The following is an 18,818-nucleotide window of genomic DNA, read 5'->3' on the forward strand; positions in this document are numbered from 1 at the left end:
CGGTTGGACGATGGAATAGTCACATTCAAAGTGTCAGAAATTGCTATATAATTTCTGACAGAAGGTGAGACATGGAAAGATTGACAGAGTCCATTTTGGAGCGAGTCACAACCCTCCCCGAGGGTGCGCCGGTGAGCGCCAGGATGCTGCTGCATCTTGGAACGCGGCCAGCCATTGACCAGTCGCTTTCCCGGCTCGCCCGCCGAGGCCAGCTACTGCGAGCTGGTCGGGGAATCTATGTCTCGCCCGTTGTCACTCGTTTCGGGAGTAGCGCCCCTTTACCAGAGAAGGTGATCGAAGAACTATCCTCCCAGCGTGGGGAGACTATTGTTCCCTCCGCCGCAGCATCAGCGAACGCACTTGGTTTGACGACACAGGTTCCCGTCCGCACGGTTTATCTGACCTCTGGTAAAACCCGAAAGCTCACGCTCGGAAAACAGATCATTGAGCTACAGCACGCCGCCTCCTGGCAACTTGCCCTCGCCAAGGAACCTGCCGGAGAAATCGTCCGCGCCCTTGCATGGGCTGGCCCAGAGCGAGTGCATGAAGTGCTGAAAGAGATCGAGAGCAAGGTTCCACGATCCGACCTCCGAAAGGTCAACGAACATATCTCGTTGTTCCCCGGATGGCTGGCAACCGCATTGAGTCGAAGTGCCACGTATGCCTGAGAGTTTTCTCCAACTGAGTGCGAAGGACAAGGCGGATGCCCTTCGTGTAGCGGCCTCTGCCTCGGGGCGCCCAGGCTCTCTCTTGGAGAAGGATGTCTGGGTTGTTTGGGCTCTTTCGACTCTGTTTGAGTCTCCGCTCGGGAGCCATCTGGTATTCAAAGGCGGGACGGCCCTCTCAAAAACGTACAAGGCTACCCCTTAACAGCCATCCTTGTGTACCCTCGGGTTGCCAGCCACTTATTCAGCTCACGCTGGCCAGTAAATCTTCTTCAAAGGAAGAAGGGCACGGCTCTCTGCGTCCATCACGTCGTAGTGCTCCATTACGGACCTCCCAAACCCATCCATATCAAGCAGCGAGAGGTGATGGTTGGCACGCTCGGCTTCATACTTAGCCTCTCGTGTAAAACCGCCGGTGGAGACGTACAGCCCGTTATCGTTTTGTCTCAGTCCGCCTAAGAAGGCTCGGACTTCCGGCGCGCCGGTTGTTCCTTTCCGGTGCTTAACTTGAACAATGATCCGTGGTGTTTGGAAGCCAAACCCATCAGGCGAAGCCACGATATCGCGGCCTCTGTCTGCGCCAGGAAGTGATACTTGAGTCTTATATCCCATTGCCCTCAAGAGACCCGCTACCAGATCCTGCAGCTCATCCCATCCGAGTCTAGCTAACCTATCCTGAAGAAATTCAAGAGCGCGTTGTTCGATGTCCCTTCGGATGTCGGCTTCACTATCCTTCACTTCGCTCTGACCCTCAACGGTACCACTTAGGGGAGCAGCTGCCTCTAGCTCCTTCAAGGTCTCGGACCGCGAAAGAACTTCTTGAGCAGCTTCCTCCGAGATGCAGAAAATTGTGGCTATAGATCCGAGCGAATTCTTAGTCTGTGGAGAGAGCACATCTCTACTGACGACATGCGACCATTCAACAGCCTTTGTGTGCCGGAGTTCCTCGTCTGCATTTGGATCAAACTTGTAGTCACCCTTTATTATTCCCACGCGATATAGACGAGTGGCAGGCTCGTACATGAGGACGGTACTCTCAAGAACCAGTTCCTCGCGGAAGCGAAATACCTGTCCTGCCGCATTTGCGACTCGAAATCTGTTGTAGTCCGGGAAAGAGTCACTGATCAACGAAGAGATCTCATCCCTTGTATGCACTTGCTCAAGGCTTCCGATTAGGCCCCAGCCAATCGCCGTAATTTTCTTGGCGAGGAAATCCGGCGCATACACAGCTGACTTTCCTGCTCGCACCATCCAAATCTTCTTCATAGTCTCCTATCAGCCCTAAAGCAGCCCTTCGAACGCCTTGGAAAGCATCCCCGGAAGTATGCCTTCCAGTTCGCTCTCCCATGTTCCATAAGCCCACTGCATCTGTTTTACCAAGGTCAACTGTTCGTCGATCAGATCAACAAATCGCCGTTGCTCCTCTAGCGACAGATTAGATGGGAACGGAATGGCGTTAACGATGGGCTGTGAGATCTTCTTCATCGTGGGACTTGTACCTTTAGCTTTCAGCCGAATAAACTGCCGGATTGGTGTGGTCTGTAGCCAATACCAAACAAATCTCTTATCAGCCAATTGCTCGTCAACCGGTAAAAGCATCATCAGATCGGGATAGATGCACGGGCTAACCTGGCCGTCGTACAAAGCCGCATGTCCAACAAGCTCAAGCGTATTGCTGCGGGTTAAAAGCAGATCTCCAGGTGTAAGCCAATAGGGAGCGCCCGGTTGTGTCGGTTCTGAGGTGAACTTGATTGCATCTGGCTTGAAAGTGAAACCAGTAACAGCGCCCAAAGCAAGCACGGCAGTTCCGCCCTCTGCGTTATCACATTTGACGGACCATCCATTGCGAGGTGGACCTGTTAGTACATCAGCCAGGCGCCCTGATCGATTGAGCGACTTCAGGAGGTCTGAGATGACTACTTGCGTCAAGACTTGTGTTTCACTCAAAGCAGACGCCTTGATTTGTCGCACTTCGTCCCTCTTCATCGCTAGAGAATCCAGGATTTCTGCTATGCGTTTTTGCTCCGTCAACTCACGAGGAGCAACAATTGAGAGTTCAAGGAACTTAGGCGGGTTGAGCGTCAGCCGTGATATCGCGGCTGATCCAGTGGACTTGATTCTCGCCTGCTCCCAAAGTTCTGGATTACGAAAGTACCAACGCAAGTAACTGGCGGAGACCTTCGATTCATCCAGCGTATAGGTGGGAAATTTATCAGACACAAACATCTGGTTGAGATCCTGTGAAACGATTCCGAAAGTGCCTTTCCACGCGAACAGTTTGTTATAAATAACGTCACCTGCGTGAATCACAAAATGGCTTTTCTTCGCTATCTTTGTGGCAACTTTGAGTTCACGGTGAAAAGGGCCTTCGCCATACCAACGCATACCGACCAGATTGGCATCTTGGTCGGGCCGCAGGTCTATGGGACGCAGATTGGGTGCGAGAAATTCTCGAAACGTAATTTTATGCCATTCTGCTTTCATCATCTATGATCCTGCGACCATCTGCTTTATGTCCTTTAGGAGTTCAACGACACGTTGCTCCTTTTCTAGGAGTGAATCAATGATTTGAATTGGAGAGAGCTGTTCGGGACCTTTGGGGCGATTTGGGTTCTGCAGGTCTAAATTGAAGCCATCCGCACGTACCTGATCGACGGACACTTTCCATGCTTGGCTATTTGCTTTTCTCTTCTTCCACCACGCTAAGCAAGGACCAAACTCGGACCACTGGATAGGTGCGGTTTTGGAGTAGTTCTTCTTCCCAGCGGGTAACGGCTGTTCGTAGAACCAAATGTCCTTCGTGGGACCTGATCGATCAAAGAACAGCAGGTTTGCAGGAATCGGGGTGTATGGTGAAAACACACCGTTCGGCAGTCGCACCACTGTATGAAGATTGAAGTCTGTCAGCAACTCATCTTTGATCCGAGCCGCCACTCCTTCTCCCGACAGGAACCCATTTGGCACGATGACTCCACACCGTCCAGGTTTAGCACCTCGAATAGGTCTTCTAAGCTTTCGCATGATTAGCTGCAAGAACAGCAGCGCGGTTTCGGCAGTCTGCTTATCACTAGGAAAATTCGTTAAGATGCCACGCTCTTCCTCCCCACCAAACGGCGGGTTCGTGAGTACGATGTCGACGCGTTCCTTGTCACCAATCTCACGGAGGGGAAATCGCAAAGCGTTTTCGGGATCGATGTCCGGGTACTCAATTCCGTGAAGAAGCAGGTTCATTTGACATAGCAGGTACGGTAGAGGCTTCGCTTCGACACCAAAGAGGGTTCCCCGTTGGAGGGACGCAAAGTCTTGAGCGCGTCTCGCCTGGGGGACGAGATGCTGGAAGGCTTCGACTAGAAAGCCGCCCGTACCAGCAGCCGGATCGAGGACACTCTCACCTAGAAGCGGATTAATCACCGTTACCATAAATTTCACAACGGCACGTGGTGTATAGAACTCCCCGTTTGTACCAGCTGCGTCGCGGATCTCACGTAAAATCGATTCATAGAGCAAGCTAAGCGTATGAACCTCATCTCGGGATGTAAAGTGAATTTCATTCACTTTGTTGATTACGTCCCGTAAGAGGTAGCCATTGCGTATTGGGTTTACCGTGTCTTTGAACACGCGGGCAATAACGTCCCGGCGATCACCGTTTCTGCTTTGGAGCGCACGCAAATAGGCGAACAGTCCGGGTCCTTCTTTGCCGTCAGGGCGCATTGTCTTGTCTTGGCTGATGAAGGATATGAGCTCTGAGCCCGTAATTCCGTCAAGTTGCGCGGCCCAATCTCGCCACCGGTAGGGTGCTTCGATACCAGGAGAGAAGTGCTTCTTGGCAAGGGTAGCCTCCTGCTCGCGCAAGGATTCCATGTCATCCAGAAACTTAAGAAACATTACCCATGTCAGAAGGGGTAGCCGCTCGACATCAGTGGATAGACCTTTGTCCTTTCGCATGATCTTCCGGCAAGCAGCTATGACCGTGGACAGCTGTTGTGCTGTAGTGTTTGGCGTAACGAGTTTTTTCGCAGATCGTTTCAATTTGTCCTATTCTGTTTGCGAGGTGTAGAGCAGAGTTTGTAATTCTTCAACAGCCTGCATTAGCTGATCAGTCCCGCCAAAGATGGCCGCGATTTCGGTCACGTTCCCGTGTTCGGACAGCGGCTGCACTTTGAAGATATCTGGCATGTCAAACTCTGCGACACCAAATTCACTATACTTTTCAAGAATCTGCATCAGTACAACGGCAGCTTCTCCGGTGTATTTGGTGAAGAACTGCGTATTGGATTTCAAGGCTTCCGTCCGCTGCTTGCGCGTTATAAGCTGCGTATCGTATGCGAGGTTGCATAAAAGATCGAGCGGATCTACCTCTGGTTGCCCTGCGGCAAGCGCTAAGTCTTTTAGGATTATGCCTCGCTCTTGGAGAGCACCAATCACTTCAGCACGGGTAGCCGCAAGAGACCACCGCGTTGTCAAGTCGAGTGGACTCTCATAGAGTTTACGAACTGTTTCGGCAGAATAATCAGTTAGTTTTCTGACTTCAACCCGTCGTCCCTCAGCATCGAGATCGTAAACAAGGTGAGTAGCAATCTCCACGGCCGTTCCATCGACGTAGTATTTACGAGGTGCCGCATTAATAGGACCGTCATCTAGCGGATTCGGGTCTTCGCGAACAGGTTCAGGCTCTTCGCCATTCTCATCAGGATCTTCATCGCCAACTATGCGAGGCCCGTCAATCACCTCGCCTTCTCCATTAACTTCCTCTTCGGTTATGAGAGCAGGTTCGCCGTCGAAAGCAGGGTCAGCAAAAAGCGTTGTGGCGCTCCCCGTGTAATCAAGAATGTCAAAGAATAGCTTGCCATAATCCTCACGGACCCGTGTTCCTCGCCCTATAATTTGCTTGAATTCTGTCATTGAATTCACCGTTCTCACGATGACGACGTTCTTGCATGTTTGGACATCAACTCCCGTGGTTAGCATCTGTGAAGTCGTGACTATAACGGGCGTTTCAGTCTCAAGTTCCATGAAGTGGCTTAAGTGCGCTTTGCCGATTGGACCCTCATCCGAGACCACCCTCACCACGTAGTCTGGGTGTTGCCGTAACAGCCCGGGATTTAGGTTGCTCAATACTCGTCGCATCTCATCGGCGTGTTCTTGATCAACACAGAACACTATCGTCTTCGCAAAGACACCATTCTGTTGCATGAAGGCGCTTAAATGCTTTGCGATCGCTTCAGTGCGAGCCTTCAGAACTATCAAGCGTTCAAATTCTGGCGTTCCATAGAGTGCATCTGGAATTTCACGTCCATACCGATCCCGCTCTCCCTGAGTTGGCCTCCAACCCGCAGCGTCCACTGTGGAAACTATTCTGTGAACGCGATATGGTGCCAAGAAACCATCATCGATCCCTTGCCCAAGACTGTATGTGTATAAGGGATTGCCGAAGTACTTGTACGTGTCCTTGTTGTCGTCTCTGAGAGGAGTTGCAGTCATTCCAACTTGATATGCGCTATCGAAGTATTCGAGAATCTCGCGCCAGCGGCTTTCGTCTCTCGCACTTCCCCTATGGCACTCATCCACGATAATGAGGTCGAAAAAATCTGGGGCATACTCCCGGTACAAGCCTGGTCGTGAGGAGTCCTCTGCTAAAGCTTGGTAAATAGCGAAATACATTTCCCGACTAAAAACTGCCTCCCCTTCAATCTTGTGACGAGCATCCCCAAAGGGGGCAAACATTTTGTCTTTGGGTTCATCTACGAGAACGTTACGGTCAGCAAGGAATAGCACACGGGGCCGACGATATTCCCCAGACTTGTTCCAACGAGCGCTCCAAAGCTTCCAAGCGATTTGGAACGCTACCATCGTTTTGCCTGTACCTGTCGCAAGCGTGAGCAGATTCCTCTTGCTGCCCTGCAACACGGATTGGATTGTACGGTTAATCGCAATCTCTTGGTAATAGCGAGGCGGCTTGCCCGATATCTGATAAGAGGGGGTCAACAGCCTTTCAGAGTTCTCTTCTGAAAGTTGCTGAGAAGCCTTGAGGCGGTCCCACAGCTCCTTTGGCGTAGGAAAGTCGACGATTTTCGTCTCAAGGCCAGTCAGAAAGTCGAATTCAAGGATTTCTTTACCGTTCGTAGCATAGGCAAACTGGAGGCCGAGTATCTGAGCGTAATCTTTCGCTTGTTGCATCCCGTCACCGGCCGTCTTATGAACGACTTTCGCCTCCACAACGGCAAGCGGAAAATCACGGGTATAACGAAGAAGATAGTCGGCTCTTTTTTGCTTCTTCCTGACGGGAGTCTCTCCGGCCATCACTATTCGTCCATCGGTAAACGTGCGCTGTTCTGCTATTTGAGTATCGTTCCACTGCGCCGCATAAAGACGCGGCAGGACGAATTGGCGGCATGTATCTGCTTCGGTATGGGCCATTAGAGTTTTATCCAAGAGTGCATGGTAATGAGCAGTCTTACAGCCTTTCTGGAGTTGGCACTATTTGCTAGGCAAAATGATCTCAATGATTAGGGGAAACTACAGACGAGTTTTGCTTGGATGCTGCGCCCTTCTGCAAGTTACGGATATACACGGAACCGACCTGCCAGAGCGTTAATACTGTGATCAAGAATTGCATTAGGGCATATAGACAAAGCGTGATGCATGTCCCCAAAATGATCCGTCCGTGGAGAGTCCTGGTTGCAAACAGATTGCCGTCCGCATGACCTGACGTGACAAGAACAGCTAGAATAAGAATCACCGAAAGCCAATGTACGATTGCAGTCCAACAAAAAACGAAGAAGAGCCCAGACAGCGCGTCGCCCTTCTTGTTAGGAATAGTGAGCGTCGCTAGCATCACAACGAAATCCCTGTCGGGTAATGTGAGCGCGATTGTTACGCCACCAACACAAAAGCCCAAGGCGATTGCGGCATAAGCCAAATATCCAAGTGATACGTCTACGATCTTTGCAGACTCTGGAAAATATGATGAGCCTGCGAAACTGAAGACTCCGCCAATAACGACAGCCAACAATATCTCCTGGCTTAGGACGATCTCTTTCAGGCGGCTTTCGACAGCATTCTTGTAGAAGCTCCAAAGAACGGTGAAGATACCCTTTGTGAAAATGTCAGTTATCATGACCCCTCTTTCGGATCATTCATGAAGGCTAACGACGCTTCTGTCACTGCACCTGGATTTGGCAAACCGTCGCTCTCTAGCGGAACTTTGACCATCCTCGCATCAATGTGTTTTGTGAGATTTAGTGTTGTCAGCGCCGATTCATTATCTCTCATACCTTTTATGACTACGGCCTTAAGGATGCTCTTAGCCCCATCTTCAACCTGTGAAATGACCTCGGTTATCGTGTGAATAAGGCCCTTTGTCTTCGATAAGGACTGATTGCGACCGGCTACTGCCGACACCGTGATGTTATGCGCATTTGTGTCTTCAGCTAGTGAGTTGGCGGCATTGCTGAAATCGTTCCAGTCGATGTTTGGCCGAGTGAGAGTAACAGACGCGGATTGTATCCGATTCATCGCAGCAAGCTCCTGCCGAAATGTGCGACCAGGAGTAGGCGCAAACTCAAGCGTAGCCCCCTCAAATTCTTTTGATCGAATCCGAGCTAGCTTTTCAAAGAGCGTTGCAATCTGGGTAGCTCGGACACCGGTATGCACATATTGCACAATGACTCGACGTGCAACGGGATCGATGAGACCGACCGTCCTCGTTGCTATCACTTTACCTCTCTCGATTTGCCTAACTTCTTCTGTTTCTTCTTCCAAATCGAGGACGAGAAACGAGCGATCGGTAGATCCCGCATAAGCGACGAATCCATACTGACCCTCGTACCTTGTGAAGTTAGGGACTGCGATGAAGCGATCCGCTACGGTTTCTCTTCTCGTTTTCGAATCCTGTTGAGCTATGAAGTCAAAGAAAGCCACATAGTCAAAGGGCTCAGCGCCGTTATGACCCTGTATATCAAATGCTTCTAGGCGCACAGCTTTGTTGGGCGTTGCTGGTGTTTTCGGCATGTTCGATCTCTTCTAAGCCTAAGACTCTGGTGTGAACTCCAAGCTATCAAGCGGCGCGGTTGATGAAGCATCCGACATGAACGGGTGCAGGGATGATTAGATTGCGAGGAAGGAGTGCTTGAGCCGCACCCAATTTTCTACTACCAAATGAAACTCCTTTGCCTTCTTACTGATTTCCTCCGCTTCCGTGTCAGTTGCTACGGAAGAAGTCATATAGTCGATGACATTCCGTTTTCTGCGGCAGGTCTCAAAGTAATCTGCGAGCGCAGTGGCGCCGTCACCGATGGCAGCTCCCGCAGCTTCAAAGGTCACTTTGTGATGTCCTGATCGAGCACTGACCCTATACCCAGAACAAGCGATCGCAATCGTTGCTGCTTGCAGAGCTGCATTGTAGGCCGTAGCAAATCGCCGGTCTGCCGACAATGCGACTAAAGCGGCGTCAGCCAGATCACGTGTGATCAGGGCTCGAAGATTGTCGATTTCCTGTTTGCTGGTCTGGTGCGTCTTGACGTCACCTTTAGCCAGCCACTGCTGCCAACTCGCCATCATCGCCTTTCACAAACTCTTTTGCGCCGCGCAGTACCGCTGTTAAGAAGTGGTCGTGGTTCCTTGCTTTCGTCTTGAACTCCTTGAACGAATACACGGTGGGGTTGACCGGCCTTCCAAATCGTCGTTCGGCCCTCCTCAGCGAAGGCACAAGGTCCGACAAGCCCACATCGCCCACGATCATCAGGTCCACGTCGCTCTCCGACGACTCTTCGGACCGTGCCGTCGAGCCATACAGAAAGGCGAGTTGGATGCGCTCGCCAAAGGTCTCCACCTCTTCTCGGAGGATAGGAACGAGCCCTGCGGTCTTTTCAAGGAGACCTTTGAGGTCAGAGAAAACGGGTGAATTTGTGTCAGCCTGAAAGTAAACTCGACGACCATCTTTGGTCTGTTCCAGGAGACCAGCTCTGCTCAAAGCCTCAACCTCCCTCTGGAGGCTTGAGGGCTGAGTGCCCAAATGCTGGGCCAGTTCCGTGAGGAACCAACGCTTCTCAGGCTGGAGCAGCAACGCCGCGAGGATCTTCGCCCGGATCTCCGGGAAGAGTGCGTCGAGAATGGGCGAGCTACGCATCCTGCGTATATATTTACGCATTCGGCGTATCAAGTCAAGACTAATTGCATGGCGTCTACTCCCCCAAGAACAAGGCTCAGATGGATTTTACCAACCAAGGCCTGCGCGGGCGGAACTGCTTATCGTCTACTGTGAACCGAACTTCCCCGAGGATTCCCAGTGGCATCCGTCCTAACATCTGGAATGAACGGTCGCCCGACAACGAGGGTGATGCTGGCAGGTCTGCATCGGCGGGAGGTCGATTGTGACGGCTAGAGTTCATAATCGCGGATGATCTCAGGAGTACCGATTCCGCCCTTGTAAAGGGAACCCGAGCAATCCGGACTGAGTGCGGGCAATGGATATCGCAAGTTATGGGACGACGCCACCGCCCCATTCGCACAGGACGCTCGGTTCTCTGATCTCCGCCGAGTCATGTCACCGAAGAGTGCCGCCTCGTGCGGCGCTTTTCTTTACTTCGGGTCGGAGCACCGTGGCAATTAACACAATACTAATTCCGTCCCCGCCCCTATGCTCGATAGTTAATTAATCAGGGTCCAGGAAGTATTGCGGAGGCTTCGCATATATCTGAGCAAGTTGGATGAGTTCAAATACTTCGATGCTGCGCTCGCCTGTCTCGCATTTGGAGAGAAAGGAATGCGCTCTTTCCATGCGTGCGGAGACTTCACGCTGCGTCAGACCCGCTTCCTCGCGGGCCGAAATCAGCTTTTCAAGAAACCTATCGTAGAGAGCCTGATGGGGCGTTGTCCTCCCCTTGCGCGAGATTCGAGTCTCAGGCTTCTTCTGCTTCTTCACCTTTCAAGTGTGGGTAACGCTTGACGAATCCCCTAATAAGGGGCAGTGTTGTTTGCATCGAATTCTTTCCAGGAGGTAGAAGTGCCGAGAAATTATGTGGAATGCGCCGAGGTCGCAGGCAAAACGATCAAGGCACTCAAAATATATGAGGATGACGTAGACGGATGCGAAACGCTTATCGAGTTCACGGACGGCACATCATTCTCCAGCTCCGTCTCCTATCGGGTCGCTGTGAAAGGAACCTTATTTAAGGGTGGCGTTGGGACTCCCCAAGTCATCCGCGATTACGAAGTATAGGCATTCTCTGCACGACCCGAAGCACCGTCATTCCCAAATGGAATAACGCTCTCCCTAGAAGTTATTGGACGTTTCTGTAGGCTGCCCTTAGCGTTGCGCCTAGCTGACCACATCCGGTCAGCGGAGGTGCATACATGCTCAGAATCCGCCGCGCATTCCGATTGTAAAAGCCTCTCAATCGGTCGTCCAATCCCCGCCCTAAAAGGTGGCCGCAACCCTTTTCCAAACCAACACTCCTTCGCGCAGCGCGTGTGATAGGACCGACGCTCGTTGCGCTGGCCTTCGCGGGCGTTGCCCATGCCCAGGGAACGATGGACTTCTCCGGCGCTCAAACGCTGATGACGACGTTCAATCCGCGCTTTGCCTACGTTTCCGTCTCGCGGGCCTCGCACGACGCGCAACTTTTCACGAATGACGCGGCCACGCTCGCCGAAAGCCTCAGCCATAATGTGAGCAAGGCTTCGGCGGTTGACTTTAACAAAGTCCAGAGCCCCGTTGCCAGCGTGGGACAAGAACGGACCCCGACGTCGAGGCCAAAGCTGTCTGAAGGACTTGGATTGGCCCTCTAAGTCACCTTCTCCTTATGATCCGCTTGTGCCGCATAAAAATGCGAGGATTCCTGCGATATCCTTCATGGAGATAGAAACAGATTGAACAACACACTCCAATTCCCACGGTCGAGGTAAAGTCACCGATGCCAGATGAGATCGAAATCGTTGTCTTCTATTCATGGCAGAGCGATCTACCCAAAACGACTAACCTCCAGGCGATACGGACCGCGCTTCGAACTGCAAGCTCCAATGCGGAGGCTGATTTATCCGACCGGGAAATCTCGATCCGGATAGATGAAGCCACTAAAAGAACCTCAGGCAGTCCAAATATCCCCGACACAATCCTACGAAAGATTGCAGTCAGCGATATTTTCGTATGCGATGTCACACCGATCTACAAGGCATCGGCTGGACATCCCAAGAGCAGCGCCAACCCAAATGTTATTTTTGAATTGGGGTATGCAGTGGCGCAACTGGGATGGGATCGAGTCGTCCTGCTTTTCAATGAATCCTTCGGGGCTTTTCCTCAGGACCTGCCCTTTGACTTCGACCGCCATCGCGCATCCCCTTATAAATTGGCAGAAGCATCAGTTCCAAAGAAGGGCGGGTATGCCCCTTTAATAGTCCTACTGACCGAGGCGATCGTGGCCGTCATCAGGGATGATCCAAAGAAACCTTCAGAAATGAGTCAACTGACCCCAGAGCAGACCCGAAGACAGCGAGATGTGAAAAACCTTCGTTGGTTACTTGAAAACATCCACTGGCCGACTCTCGAGCAGCATATCGACGAGGCTCCTAAAGTCATGCCCGCTAGAGTGCTCCACTTCTATGAGGGGTTTCATGGAGTCCGCACGGCAAAACTATTTCATATTTTCGACAACGATCTACTCGCTCTTATAGACGCAATACATTCCGCTTGGTCGCGCACCACGAGCTTTGGAACGAGATATGAGCGAGTCGTAGGCGGCGATCACTATATCTTTACCGTACCGCCTAACCGTGCATGGACAAAAGACGAGGAAAAGGCATGGGCGGCGATTGAAAGGGGCATCAAGGACCTCCACAAGGCAATCGAAGACTTCCTGCGATATGTCAGAACAAACTACTTGGAGATCGATATCGACGAACTCAACGAGATTTCGTGGAAGCGTTATGTACAGTTCCATCAAGAGTTCGAAAAATCCATAGCCCGCCGGAAATAAGTGGAATTTTACCTTTGATGGGTCAAGGCCAAGGCCGCGACCCGCATATTCGAGGTTGTGTGCCATCGCCTTCTTCCGTTCTTACTCCAGCGCGATCTTCGCCTGAAGATCAATCGCCTGAAGCATCAGCTGTGCAGTCAAGTACGACACGATTCTGCGAAATGCTTCGCTTGCGGAACCGGGCGCTCGGATCAGTTCGCGATGATTTTCCAAGCATGTTGTACTACGGCGAGTAACGCATCGCCGATTTCCCTTCCGCTGATCTGGCTTCTCTGGAGAATTCGGAACGGCAGGTCGATTATCTAGGAAAACCATTGTCGGTGGCCATGTACCACGGTATACACGACGTTATTTGTACTTGATCGCGATTTTCGGGACTTTTGATTCGACACCCATTAATCGAACGTCTTCCGGCTTTCCCTCCACGTCACGCACCTTGATACCCTGCGCCCACGTTACATACTTCGGCCAGGAATTAGACAAGTGGCTAAGGCACGCCTGTATGTCTTTGTCCCGGTCAGGCTTGCGAGTTCCGCTAAACCAAAACAATGCCGGTTCACTTGCTTGCGGAACCTTCGCCGGCATCCGTGGATTAAAATACGCCAGCCCATGAATACTGGAGTAGGCCGGGTCGCCACTCTCCTTTTTCTTCTGAAGCGTTTGCAGGAGCAGATACCAAACAACGTCTGGTTGAAAGTCTTCGTTGCCATCGTGAGCGACCCACAGAAGGCCCTTCGCATCTGGCATGTTCAGTAATGACTTTGTGCTCTTGATCTGTTTGTTCGCATCGGCAATCACATGCTTACGAATGGACTCTCCCATCAAGGCGAACATCTCTTGACGACAATCGGCTGGAAGTTTGCTGCTTTGGAGTTGCACTGTCCCGTAGACGCGCAGACGGCCTTGCCGATCCCATTTGCCCAGCAGTTCTGCAAATTTGCGATGGAACGATTCTGCGAATCCGCCAGTTTGTAGTGATTTGAGTTCTGCAATTACATTGTGGGCCCGGAATAAATAATCAGCATTTGACGGCAGGTTCTTGTTGCCGATCAGATCCGAGACGATCTCTCCACCGACGCCTTTGACGAAGGGGTCAATGATCGACTGGAGTGTTCTAACTTCCTTCAGGGGGTGCCTCCGACAAGCGTCTCGTCTTCTATTTTCGCGCAATCGAATGCGACTGGTTAGGGGACCCCCAATTAAAGATCCACCGCAAATTTACCATCCCAGCGCGGCAGCTCGTGATACTGCATAGAGATTGTGCCAACCGCCAACTTGGGGCTGGCATCTTCACGATCTGCGTGGATTCAATTGGCTTATTATCGACCCATGCACGACGACGCGCTAAACGAGCAACTGAGGCTTGCGACCAACGAGAAAGTGGCGAGCTATACGGTTGGGATTGCTGTCGAGAAGAACACCGGCGCCGGTACGGGAACCCTCATCACCAACGGCACGCACAGATACATCCTGACAGCAGCCCACGTTATTGAAGGCGTCGATATGGCAGGTGTGAAGTTCTGGCTCAGGCCGAACAAAGGGCTTATCGAAAAGGCGGCGCAGGACACCACCGGCCAGGAAGTCGGAAGGCTCACCGTCGGAGCTGCAATTCCCATCGTAGAGACGCGCACAGACCCGAAAACCGACATTACAATTCTTCGCATTGACGATTCGTATGTTTTTCCCGAAGGACCGGAGATTTACCACATAGCCAGATCGTTCGAATTCTCCAGTTGGCCGGAGGAACAGCTCGACGGGATTTCAACGCTGATTTTCGGTTTCCCTGTGGAGAATTCGCGGCCCCTGCACACCATCGGGAACAACACGTTCCGTTTTCTCGGCGCAGCCTCGATGCTCTCCAAATACTCGACAAAGACTAATACCGAAGGATTCAACGGATTGTCTGGAGTATCACCGGACAAGGATTTTCTGTTCGAATATACTGCCGACAACATTGAGCCTTACGGGTTCAGCGGCTCCGGTGTTTGGATTCCCACAGATACGCGAGGACGGAAGGTTTGGACCGCTGACCCGGTATTGATTGGCGTGACCAACAGCTATTTCAGGAAGGCGAATCTCATCTCGGCAACAAAGCTTCCAGCCATTGTGACGATCACGCCACCGGACGGCAAGACATCCTAGAGCCTTGTTCCGTGGCTCAATTTGTTTTCGCTGACTGGTACGTTATTCCGAAAGACCACGCTTTGAAAGCGTTCATCTTGGTCTGAGCCATAGATGTGCTATCAATGTAGGTCTGAGAAGGACCGAACGCGCGTGAGAAGGTTATCTTTGATATGTTCGTGAGCATGACTCCGGCTGTGACCTGCCCGATGTCGTTATTCACTCTGCCGCCAAATCCGTAATCGCGCGCGTATCCATGCGATGTATAGCTGTATCCGTAAGACCCTCCCAAAAAGAGTGTTCCTGCAAATCCAGTCGAAGTTGTGGGAGGAGGGTTGAACGAGTTGACGAGAAAATATCCTTCAAGTTGAGTCGCATGATGCGAAGGAGGCGACGACACGCTTGTCGAAGTGCCCGACTTAAAGTTCTGAACGTCGACCCCTTCCCGAGTCACGACGTCAAACTCCACACCGACTCCGCCTGCTTGGTTAAACTTGGAGCCATAGAAAAACACAGGAAGATCAGCAGCGAACGCTATGGTCCCCCCATAGAGTATATTCTGTGTTGCTTGACCCGCCGCACTAGCTGACAAGGTTGGAATCGTGCCTTGCGCAACGGGGGTCTCACCAGATGAGCCCGCTTGAATGTTTGTAATGCCTACGGCTTGGAAGCCGCCCGGCATGATTAGCGTAAAGAGATTTGCCGAGACCGTTGCGGATGCAGACGCACCGTTATACGCCGATCCCAGTTGGGTCAATGGTGAGATCGTTCCATTCGCTCCAAAAAAGGTTTGAAGGTCTGTAGATCCCAAATGGGAGGTGGGGAAGAAGTATTTTCCAAAGCCTGTTGCGGCGGTATGGTCACTCTTGAGTGGCGCAATCTTGGTAGTCGGCACGCGGATGGACTGTGCAGATGCAATCGGGTAAATGAAGAGACTAACGAGGATGGACGTTACAAAGGCATAGAGATGCCTATTAGAGACGATGCGCATGTTTTCTCCCTTACTCGCTCGTTTGTGCAGGGGTCCCATGTGGCAGATGACAAAGCAAGTTTGGGCTGGGTATGGTCGGTGCGTCAATTGAAACTGCTGACCTTGTGCCTATGTAGTTAATCCATTTGGGGCCGTCACCCAAAAAAGAAGGAAGCCCGTGGATAGTGACGCATCGGGAAAACGCCGATAGGTGTGTTTCCGCCCGATGCTTGAATAAGCTGACGCTTCTTCACACTCTCCACCGGCTCAAATAGCCAAAATGTTTCAGAATGATTCGATCTTGATTGGGGAAATGACGTAGCCAGCCGATGGACGCCGGAACATGCCACGCACATGGCTGATGAGCGATGGAGGCGCTTCGGCCGTTCCTTCATCAAAGCGATCAACCGCGCCCACAAGACATGCCTGCCAGCACAACGGAAACCAGATGATGGTGTTGTGGTCGTTCAGAGCATCTTCGAGGACCGGCGCATCGTTGGAATTCGGATATCTGCCCTCAACAACGATGGGCTGTGTCCCGGTCACGAACGGGTCAGCGACAGATCGTGTATAGCGGAGGCACCAGTGGAAATTCTCCATCCAGTCCGGACCCTTTTTGATTTCCTCGCGCATCGCGGTAATCGTGCGGTTTCGGATGAACCGAGCTGGCGGCGGGTACGGGACGGTCGTATCGACTCCGACCTGATTGCCGGGACCGACCGAAGTGACAGTCATTATTCGCGTGTTCTCGTTTTGCGCTGTTTGCTGTTGAAGGAAAAGCGGCGAGCGGGCGCGCATCATCTGGGCAAATTCCAGAAGAAAATGCTTGTGCTGCTTCACCCATCCCTTGAAATTCCGGCGTAGCAGATACTCCCGAACGAGAGGAAACTCCCGTTCAAATCTTTCGAAGACCTCATCCGGATGTTCCAGCACATTCGTTCCTGGATGATAGTCGTACATGCCGCGTTCCCAGCCAATCGAACCCGGGCTTTCTCGGCTCCATGCCGTGGTTTCGAGATCGAAGTGCCACAGCGGCTTCGCAAGGTCCTTGTTCGCGGGGTCGATAAACCCCTTCAGGAAGCCGCGCGGCAGGTAGTGATCCTTTCGGTCTCGCTCGCGGTTATCAGGCATGAGGTCATCCTAAAGCCTTGCACCTACCCATCTGCAATTCATTGAGGTGCAATTTCTCGTCCCGGCTCAGGGCATCGGCCTGATGAAGAATGCTCTCGTAGGATGGGCTGCCCATAACGTCTTCCGGTTTCACGATACGCCCGGTCCTTGCGGGAGACCAGAAAAGACTTGTCGGCAAAGAGGCAGAGTCCTGGGGGGAGGAACAAGGCTCCTCCCTGGCTCCAGCCGCGTAGCGTCTTCCGCCACCCTCCTCAGCGGGGAGGTCCACCCTCCCCCGCAACGCCCCACTGTGAAGAACAACGACAACCGCAAAAGCTGCTAAGGGGAGCTCCGCCCCTCGCGCCCGCAAGCCACTCCCCAATCTTCCGCGCTTCGCTTGTGCAGACCTCCGCTGCGCTCCGCCCTTCCACTGCGTTTCAGGGTGGGGATACCCCTCGGCTTGCAGTTGCTACCCCCCGCCTTCGCCAGGAGGCGTTCGGCATGTACATGCCGCGTTTCAACGCGGACGTGCAAAAGCAACGGCAAAAGCCAAGGAGGATGCACCCATGAAAGCCAAGAAGACAGCACCCGACACCACCGCAGTCGCCACCGTCAGCCCGTTACCCCATCCACGAAAACCCCAAACAGCCGCAGCCACGGCAGACGGCCAAGGAGATCGTCGCCGCCAACGTCAAGGAGCTTATCGCGCAGTTGGAAGCAGGGCGCAGTGATGCGCTTACAGCCTATCTCGACGCGATGAGCCGCTTCCATAATTACAGCTTCGGGAACGTCCTCGAAATCGCACGGCAGAGGCCGACCGCTACGCGAGTGGCCGGTCTGTACGCATGGAACCAGCTAGGCCGCAAGGTGAAGAAGGGCGAGAAGGGCATCCGGATTCTCGCTCCCATCATTGGCATCAGGCGTAAGAGAGACGAGGAAGCCGAGAAGGACATTACCAAACAGAACACGTCCGTCTTGGTTGGCTTTCGCAATGCCTATGTGTTCGATGTTTCACAGACCGAGGGCGTAGAGCTTCCGGCCATGCGCGAAGTCGGCGGCGACGTTGGCGAGAACCGCGACCGTCTTCTGTCCTTCATTGAACGGCAGGGCATTGAGCTTGTCTTTACCGAGAAGATCGCGCCCGCGTTAGGCGTGAGCTATGGCGGACGCATCGCCATCTTGCCGGGGCAGTCCAAGGCCGAGGAGTTTTCAACCCTCGTGCATGAGTTGGCCCATGAGATGTTGCACAAGGCCGACCGCCGCACCACCACCACCAAGGTAGTGAAAGAGACGGAGGCCGAAGCCGTTGCGTTTGTTGTCGGCAAAGCCGTTGGTCTGAAAGTCGGCACAGCATCGGCTGATTACATCCAGCTTTACCACGGCAATGCTTCCTTGCTGGCCGAGAGCTTGGAAGTGGTGCAGCAGACCTCCGCTGTCATCCTTGCCGCGTTGCAGCCTTCCCGCACCGAGACGATGTCCGATGCAGAACTGGCGAAGGTGGCGTAATGCAAACCATCCTCGCAATCCTCAAGCTGGCCGGTGGGTGGCACCCCGGCCTTCACCTTCACATCGACAATGCGCCGTACATGACGCTTGTCATCGAGGCACTGGACGAGTCCGGCCCGATGGGACTCCCCGCTATCTCTGTCGCGCACTACGGCGAACAGAACGGCGACCTCATGCGCGACCCGGAGATGTGCTTCGAGCTTGGCCTTGCAGGTGGGGCGCATCTCTCCGCGTTCTACTACCGCAACGATTATCTCGGCATCGAGCAATGGAGCCGGGACGTAGTGGACGGCAATTACATCCACCTGATTGCTCTCCATACGCAGCATGAACGCTTCGCTAAGACGTGGGACAACAACCTGCGTTTGCAGAGCTTCGTGGAAGCCTTCGAGCGGCAGCAGAACCCACTCGCCTAAACCCTTTCCGCAGCGGAGCGGACACAGGGCAGCGCGTTCGCTCCACAACCTCATGCAG

Annotated in this window: 19 protein-coding genes; 7 read left to right on the plus strand and 12 right to left on the minus strand. The window is 52.8% G+C overall.

The genetic code is table 11. The annotated features are described in order from the left end of the window. The first annotated feature begins 71 nt into the window (after positions 1-71). Positions 72-668, plus strand: a complete 597-nt coding sequence (locus FTO74_RS06665; protein ID WP_162537444.1) for a DUF6088 family protein — start codon at positions 72-74, stop codon at positions 666-668. Further along, positions 661-870 (plus strand): nucleotidyl transferase AbiEii/AbiGii toxin family protein, encoded by a 210-nt coding sequence (locus tag FTO74_RS06670; protein WP_255462540.1) that lies wholly within the window; start codon positions 661-663, stop codon positions 868-870. The genes FTO74_RS06665 and FTO74_RS06670 overlap by 8 nt, the downstream gene beginning before the upstream one ends. A gap of 44 nt (positions 871-914) precedes the next feature. Here the strand turns inward: FTO74_RS06670 and FTO74_RS06675 are convergent, their stop codons facing one another. The 9 genes from FTO74_RS06675 to FTO74_RS06715 all read right to left on the minus strand — a co-directional run bounded on the left by FTO74_RS06675 (position 915) and on the right by FTO74_RS06715 (position 10,587). Further along, entirely contained in the window at positions 915-1,931 is a 1,017-nt protein-coding gene (locus FTO74_RS06675; RefSeq protein WP_162537445.1) for a restriction endonuclease, read from the minus strand. A gap of 15 nt (positions 1,932-1,946) precedes the next feature. Next, a complete protein-coding gene (locus FTO74_RS06680) occupies positions 1,947-3,152 on the minus strand; it encodes a hypothetical protein (protein WP_162537446.1) in 1,206 nt (401 codons plus the stop codon). Beyond that, positions 3,153-4,694, minus strand: a complete 1,542-nt coding sequence (locus tag FTO74_RS06685; RefSeq protein WP_220399099.1) for an N-6 DNA methylase — start codon at positions 4,692-4,694, stop codon at positions 3,153-3,155. Between the two features lie 6 nt (positions 4,695-4,700). After that, positions 4,701-7,097, minus strand: a complete 2,397-nt coding sequence (locus tag FTO74_RS06690) for a DEAD/DEAH box helicase family protein (RefSeq protein WP_220399100.1) — start codon at positions 7,095-7,097, stop codon at positions 4,701-4,703. Positions 7,098-7,164: 67 nt separating this feature from the next. Then, the gene (locus FTO74_RS06695) at positions 7,165-7,782 is read right to left on the minus strand and encodes a hypothetical protein (RefSeq protein WP_162537447.1); all 618 of its coding nucleotides are present in this window, start codon (positions 7,780-7,782) and stop codon (positions 7,165-7,167) included. Next, a complete protein-coding gene (locus FTO74_RS06700; RefSeq protein WP_162537448.1) occupies positions 7,779-8,675 on the minus strand; it encodes a hypothetical protein in 897 nt (298 codons plus the stop codon). The genes FTO74_RS06695 and FTO74_RS06700 overlap by 4 nt, the downstream gene beginning before the upstream one ends. Before the next feature lie 96 nt (positions 8,676-8,771). Then, entirely contained in the window at positions 8,772-9,224 is a 453-nt protein-coding gene (locus FTO74_RS06705) for a hypothetical protein (protein WP_162537449.1), read from the minus strand. After that, the gene (locus FTO74_RS06710; RefSeq protein WP_162537450.1) at positions 9,193-9,792 is read right to left on the minus strand and encodes a nucleotidyltransferase domain-containing protein; all 600 of its coding nucleotides are present in this window, start codon (positions 9,790-9,792) and stop codon (positions 9,193-9,195) included. The genes FTO74_RS06705 and FTO74_RS06710 overlap by 32 nt, the downstream gene beginning before the upstream one ends. A gap of 525 nt (positions 9,793-10,317) precedes the next feature. Continuing rightward, positions 10,318-10,587 carry a helix-turn-helix transcriptional regulator gene (locus FTO74_RS06715; protein ID WP_220399101.1) on the minus strand — a complete coding sequence of 90 codons (270 nt, stop codon included), beginning with the start codon at positions 10,585-10,587 and terminating at the stop codon, positions 10,318-10,320. Positions 10,588-11,135: 548 nt separating this feature from the next. On the opposite strand from FTO74_RS06715, the gene FTO74_RS06720 reads away from it, so the two are divergent. After that, positions 11,136-11,453: a hypothetical protein gene (locus FTO74_RS06720; RefSeq protein ID WP_162537451.1), complete on the plus strand. Its 318-nt coding sequence runs from the start codon at positions 11,136-11,138 to the stop codon at positions 11,451-11,453. A 125-nt stretch (positions 11,454-11,578) separates the two neighbouring features. Then, positions 11,579-12,637, plus strand: a complete 1,059-nt coding sequence (locus FTO74_RS06725; RefSeq protein WP_162537452.1) for a TIR domain-containing protein — start codon at positions 11,579-11,581, stop codon at positions 12,635-12,637. Positions 12,638-12,985: 348 nt separating this feature from the next. Here FTO74_RS06725 and FTO74_RS06730 read toward each other — a convergent pair whose 3' ends face one another. Then, positions 12,986-13,807: a hypothetical protein gene (locus FTO74_RS06730; protein ID WP_162537453.1), complete on the minus strand. Its 822-nt coding sequence runs from the start codon at positions 13,805-13,807 to the stop codon at positions 12,986-12,988. Between the two features lie 159 nt (positions 13,808-13,966). On the opposite strand from FTO74_RS06730, the gene FTO74_RS06735 reads away from it, so the two are divergent. After that, positions 13,967-14,779: a S1 family peptidase gene (locus FTO74_RS06735; protein WP_162537454.1), complete on the plus strand. Its 813-nt coding sequence runs from the start codon at positions 13,967-13,969 to the stop codon at positions 14,777-14,779. A gap of 16 nt (positions 14,780-14,795) precedes the next feature. On the opposite strand, the gene FTO74_RS06740 is transcribed toward FTO74_RS06735, so the two are convergent. Together FTO74_RS06740 and FTO74_RS06745 are read right to left on the minus strand one after the other, a co-directional pair. Then, positions 14,796-15,749 (minus strand): hypothetical protein, encoded by a 954-nt coding sequence (locus FTO74_RS06740; RefSeq protein ID WP_162537455.1) that lies wholly within the window; start codon positions 15,747-15,749, stop codon positions 14,796-14,798. A 264-nt stretch (positions 15,750-16,013) separates the two neighbouring features. After that, positions 16,014-16,859 carry a DUF4238 domain-containing protein gene (locus FTO74_RS06745; protein WP_162537456.1) on the minus strand — a complete coding sequence of 282 codons (846 nt, stop codon included), beginning with the start codon at positions 16,857-16,859 and terminating at the stop codon, positions 16,014-16,016. 606 nt (positions 16,860-17,465) lie between these two features. On the opposite strand from FTO74_RS06745, the gene FTO74_RS06750 reads away from it, so the two are divergent. Beyond that, entirely contained in the window at positions 17,466-18,344 is an 879-nt protein-coding gene (locus tag FTO74_RS06750; RefSeq protein ID WP_162539743.1) for an ArdC family protein, read from the plus strand. Further along, positions 18,344-18,760, plus strand: a complete 417-nt coding sequence (locus FTO74_RS06755) for a hypothetical protein (RefSeq protein ID WP_162537457.1) — start codon at positions 18,344-18,346, stop codon at positions 18,758-18,760. The genes FTO74_RS06750 and FTO74_RS06755 overlap by 1 nt, the downstream gene beginning before the upstream one ends. Positions 18,761-18,818 lie beyond the last annotated feature (58 nt).

Origin of the sequence: Granulicella sp. WH15, from assembly GCF_009914315.1 — a bacterium.
GTDB lineage: Bacteria > Acidobacteriota > Terriglobia > Terriglobales > Acidobacteriaceae > Edaphobacter.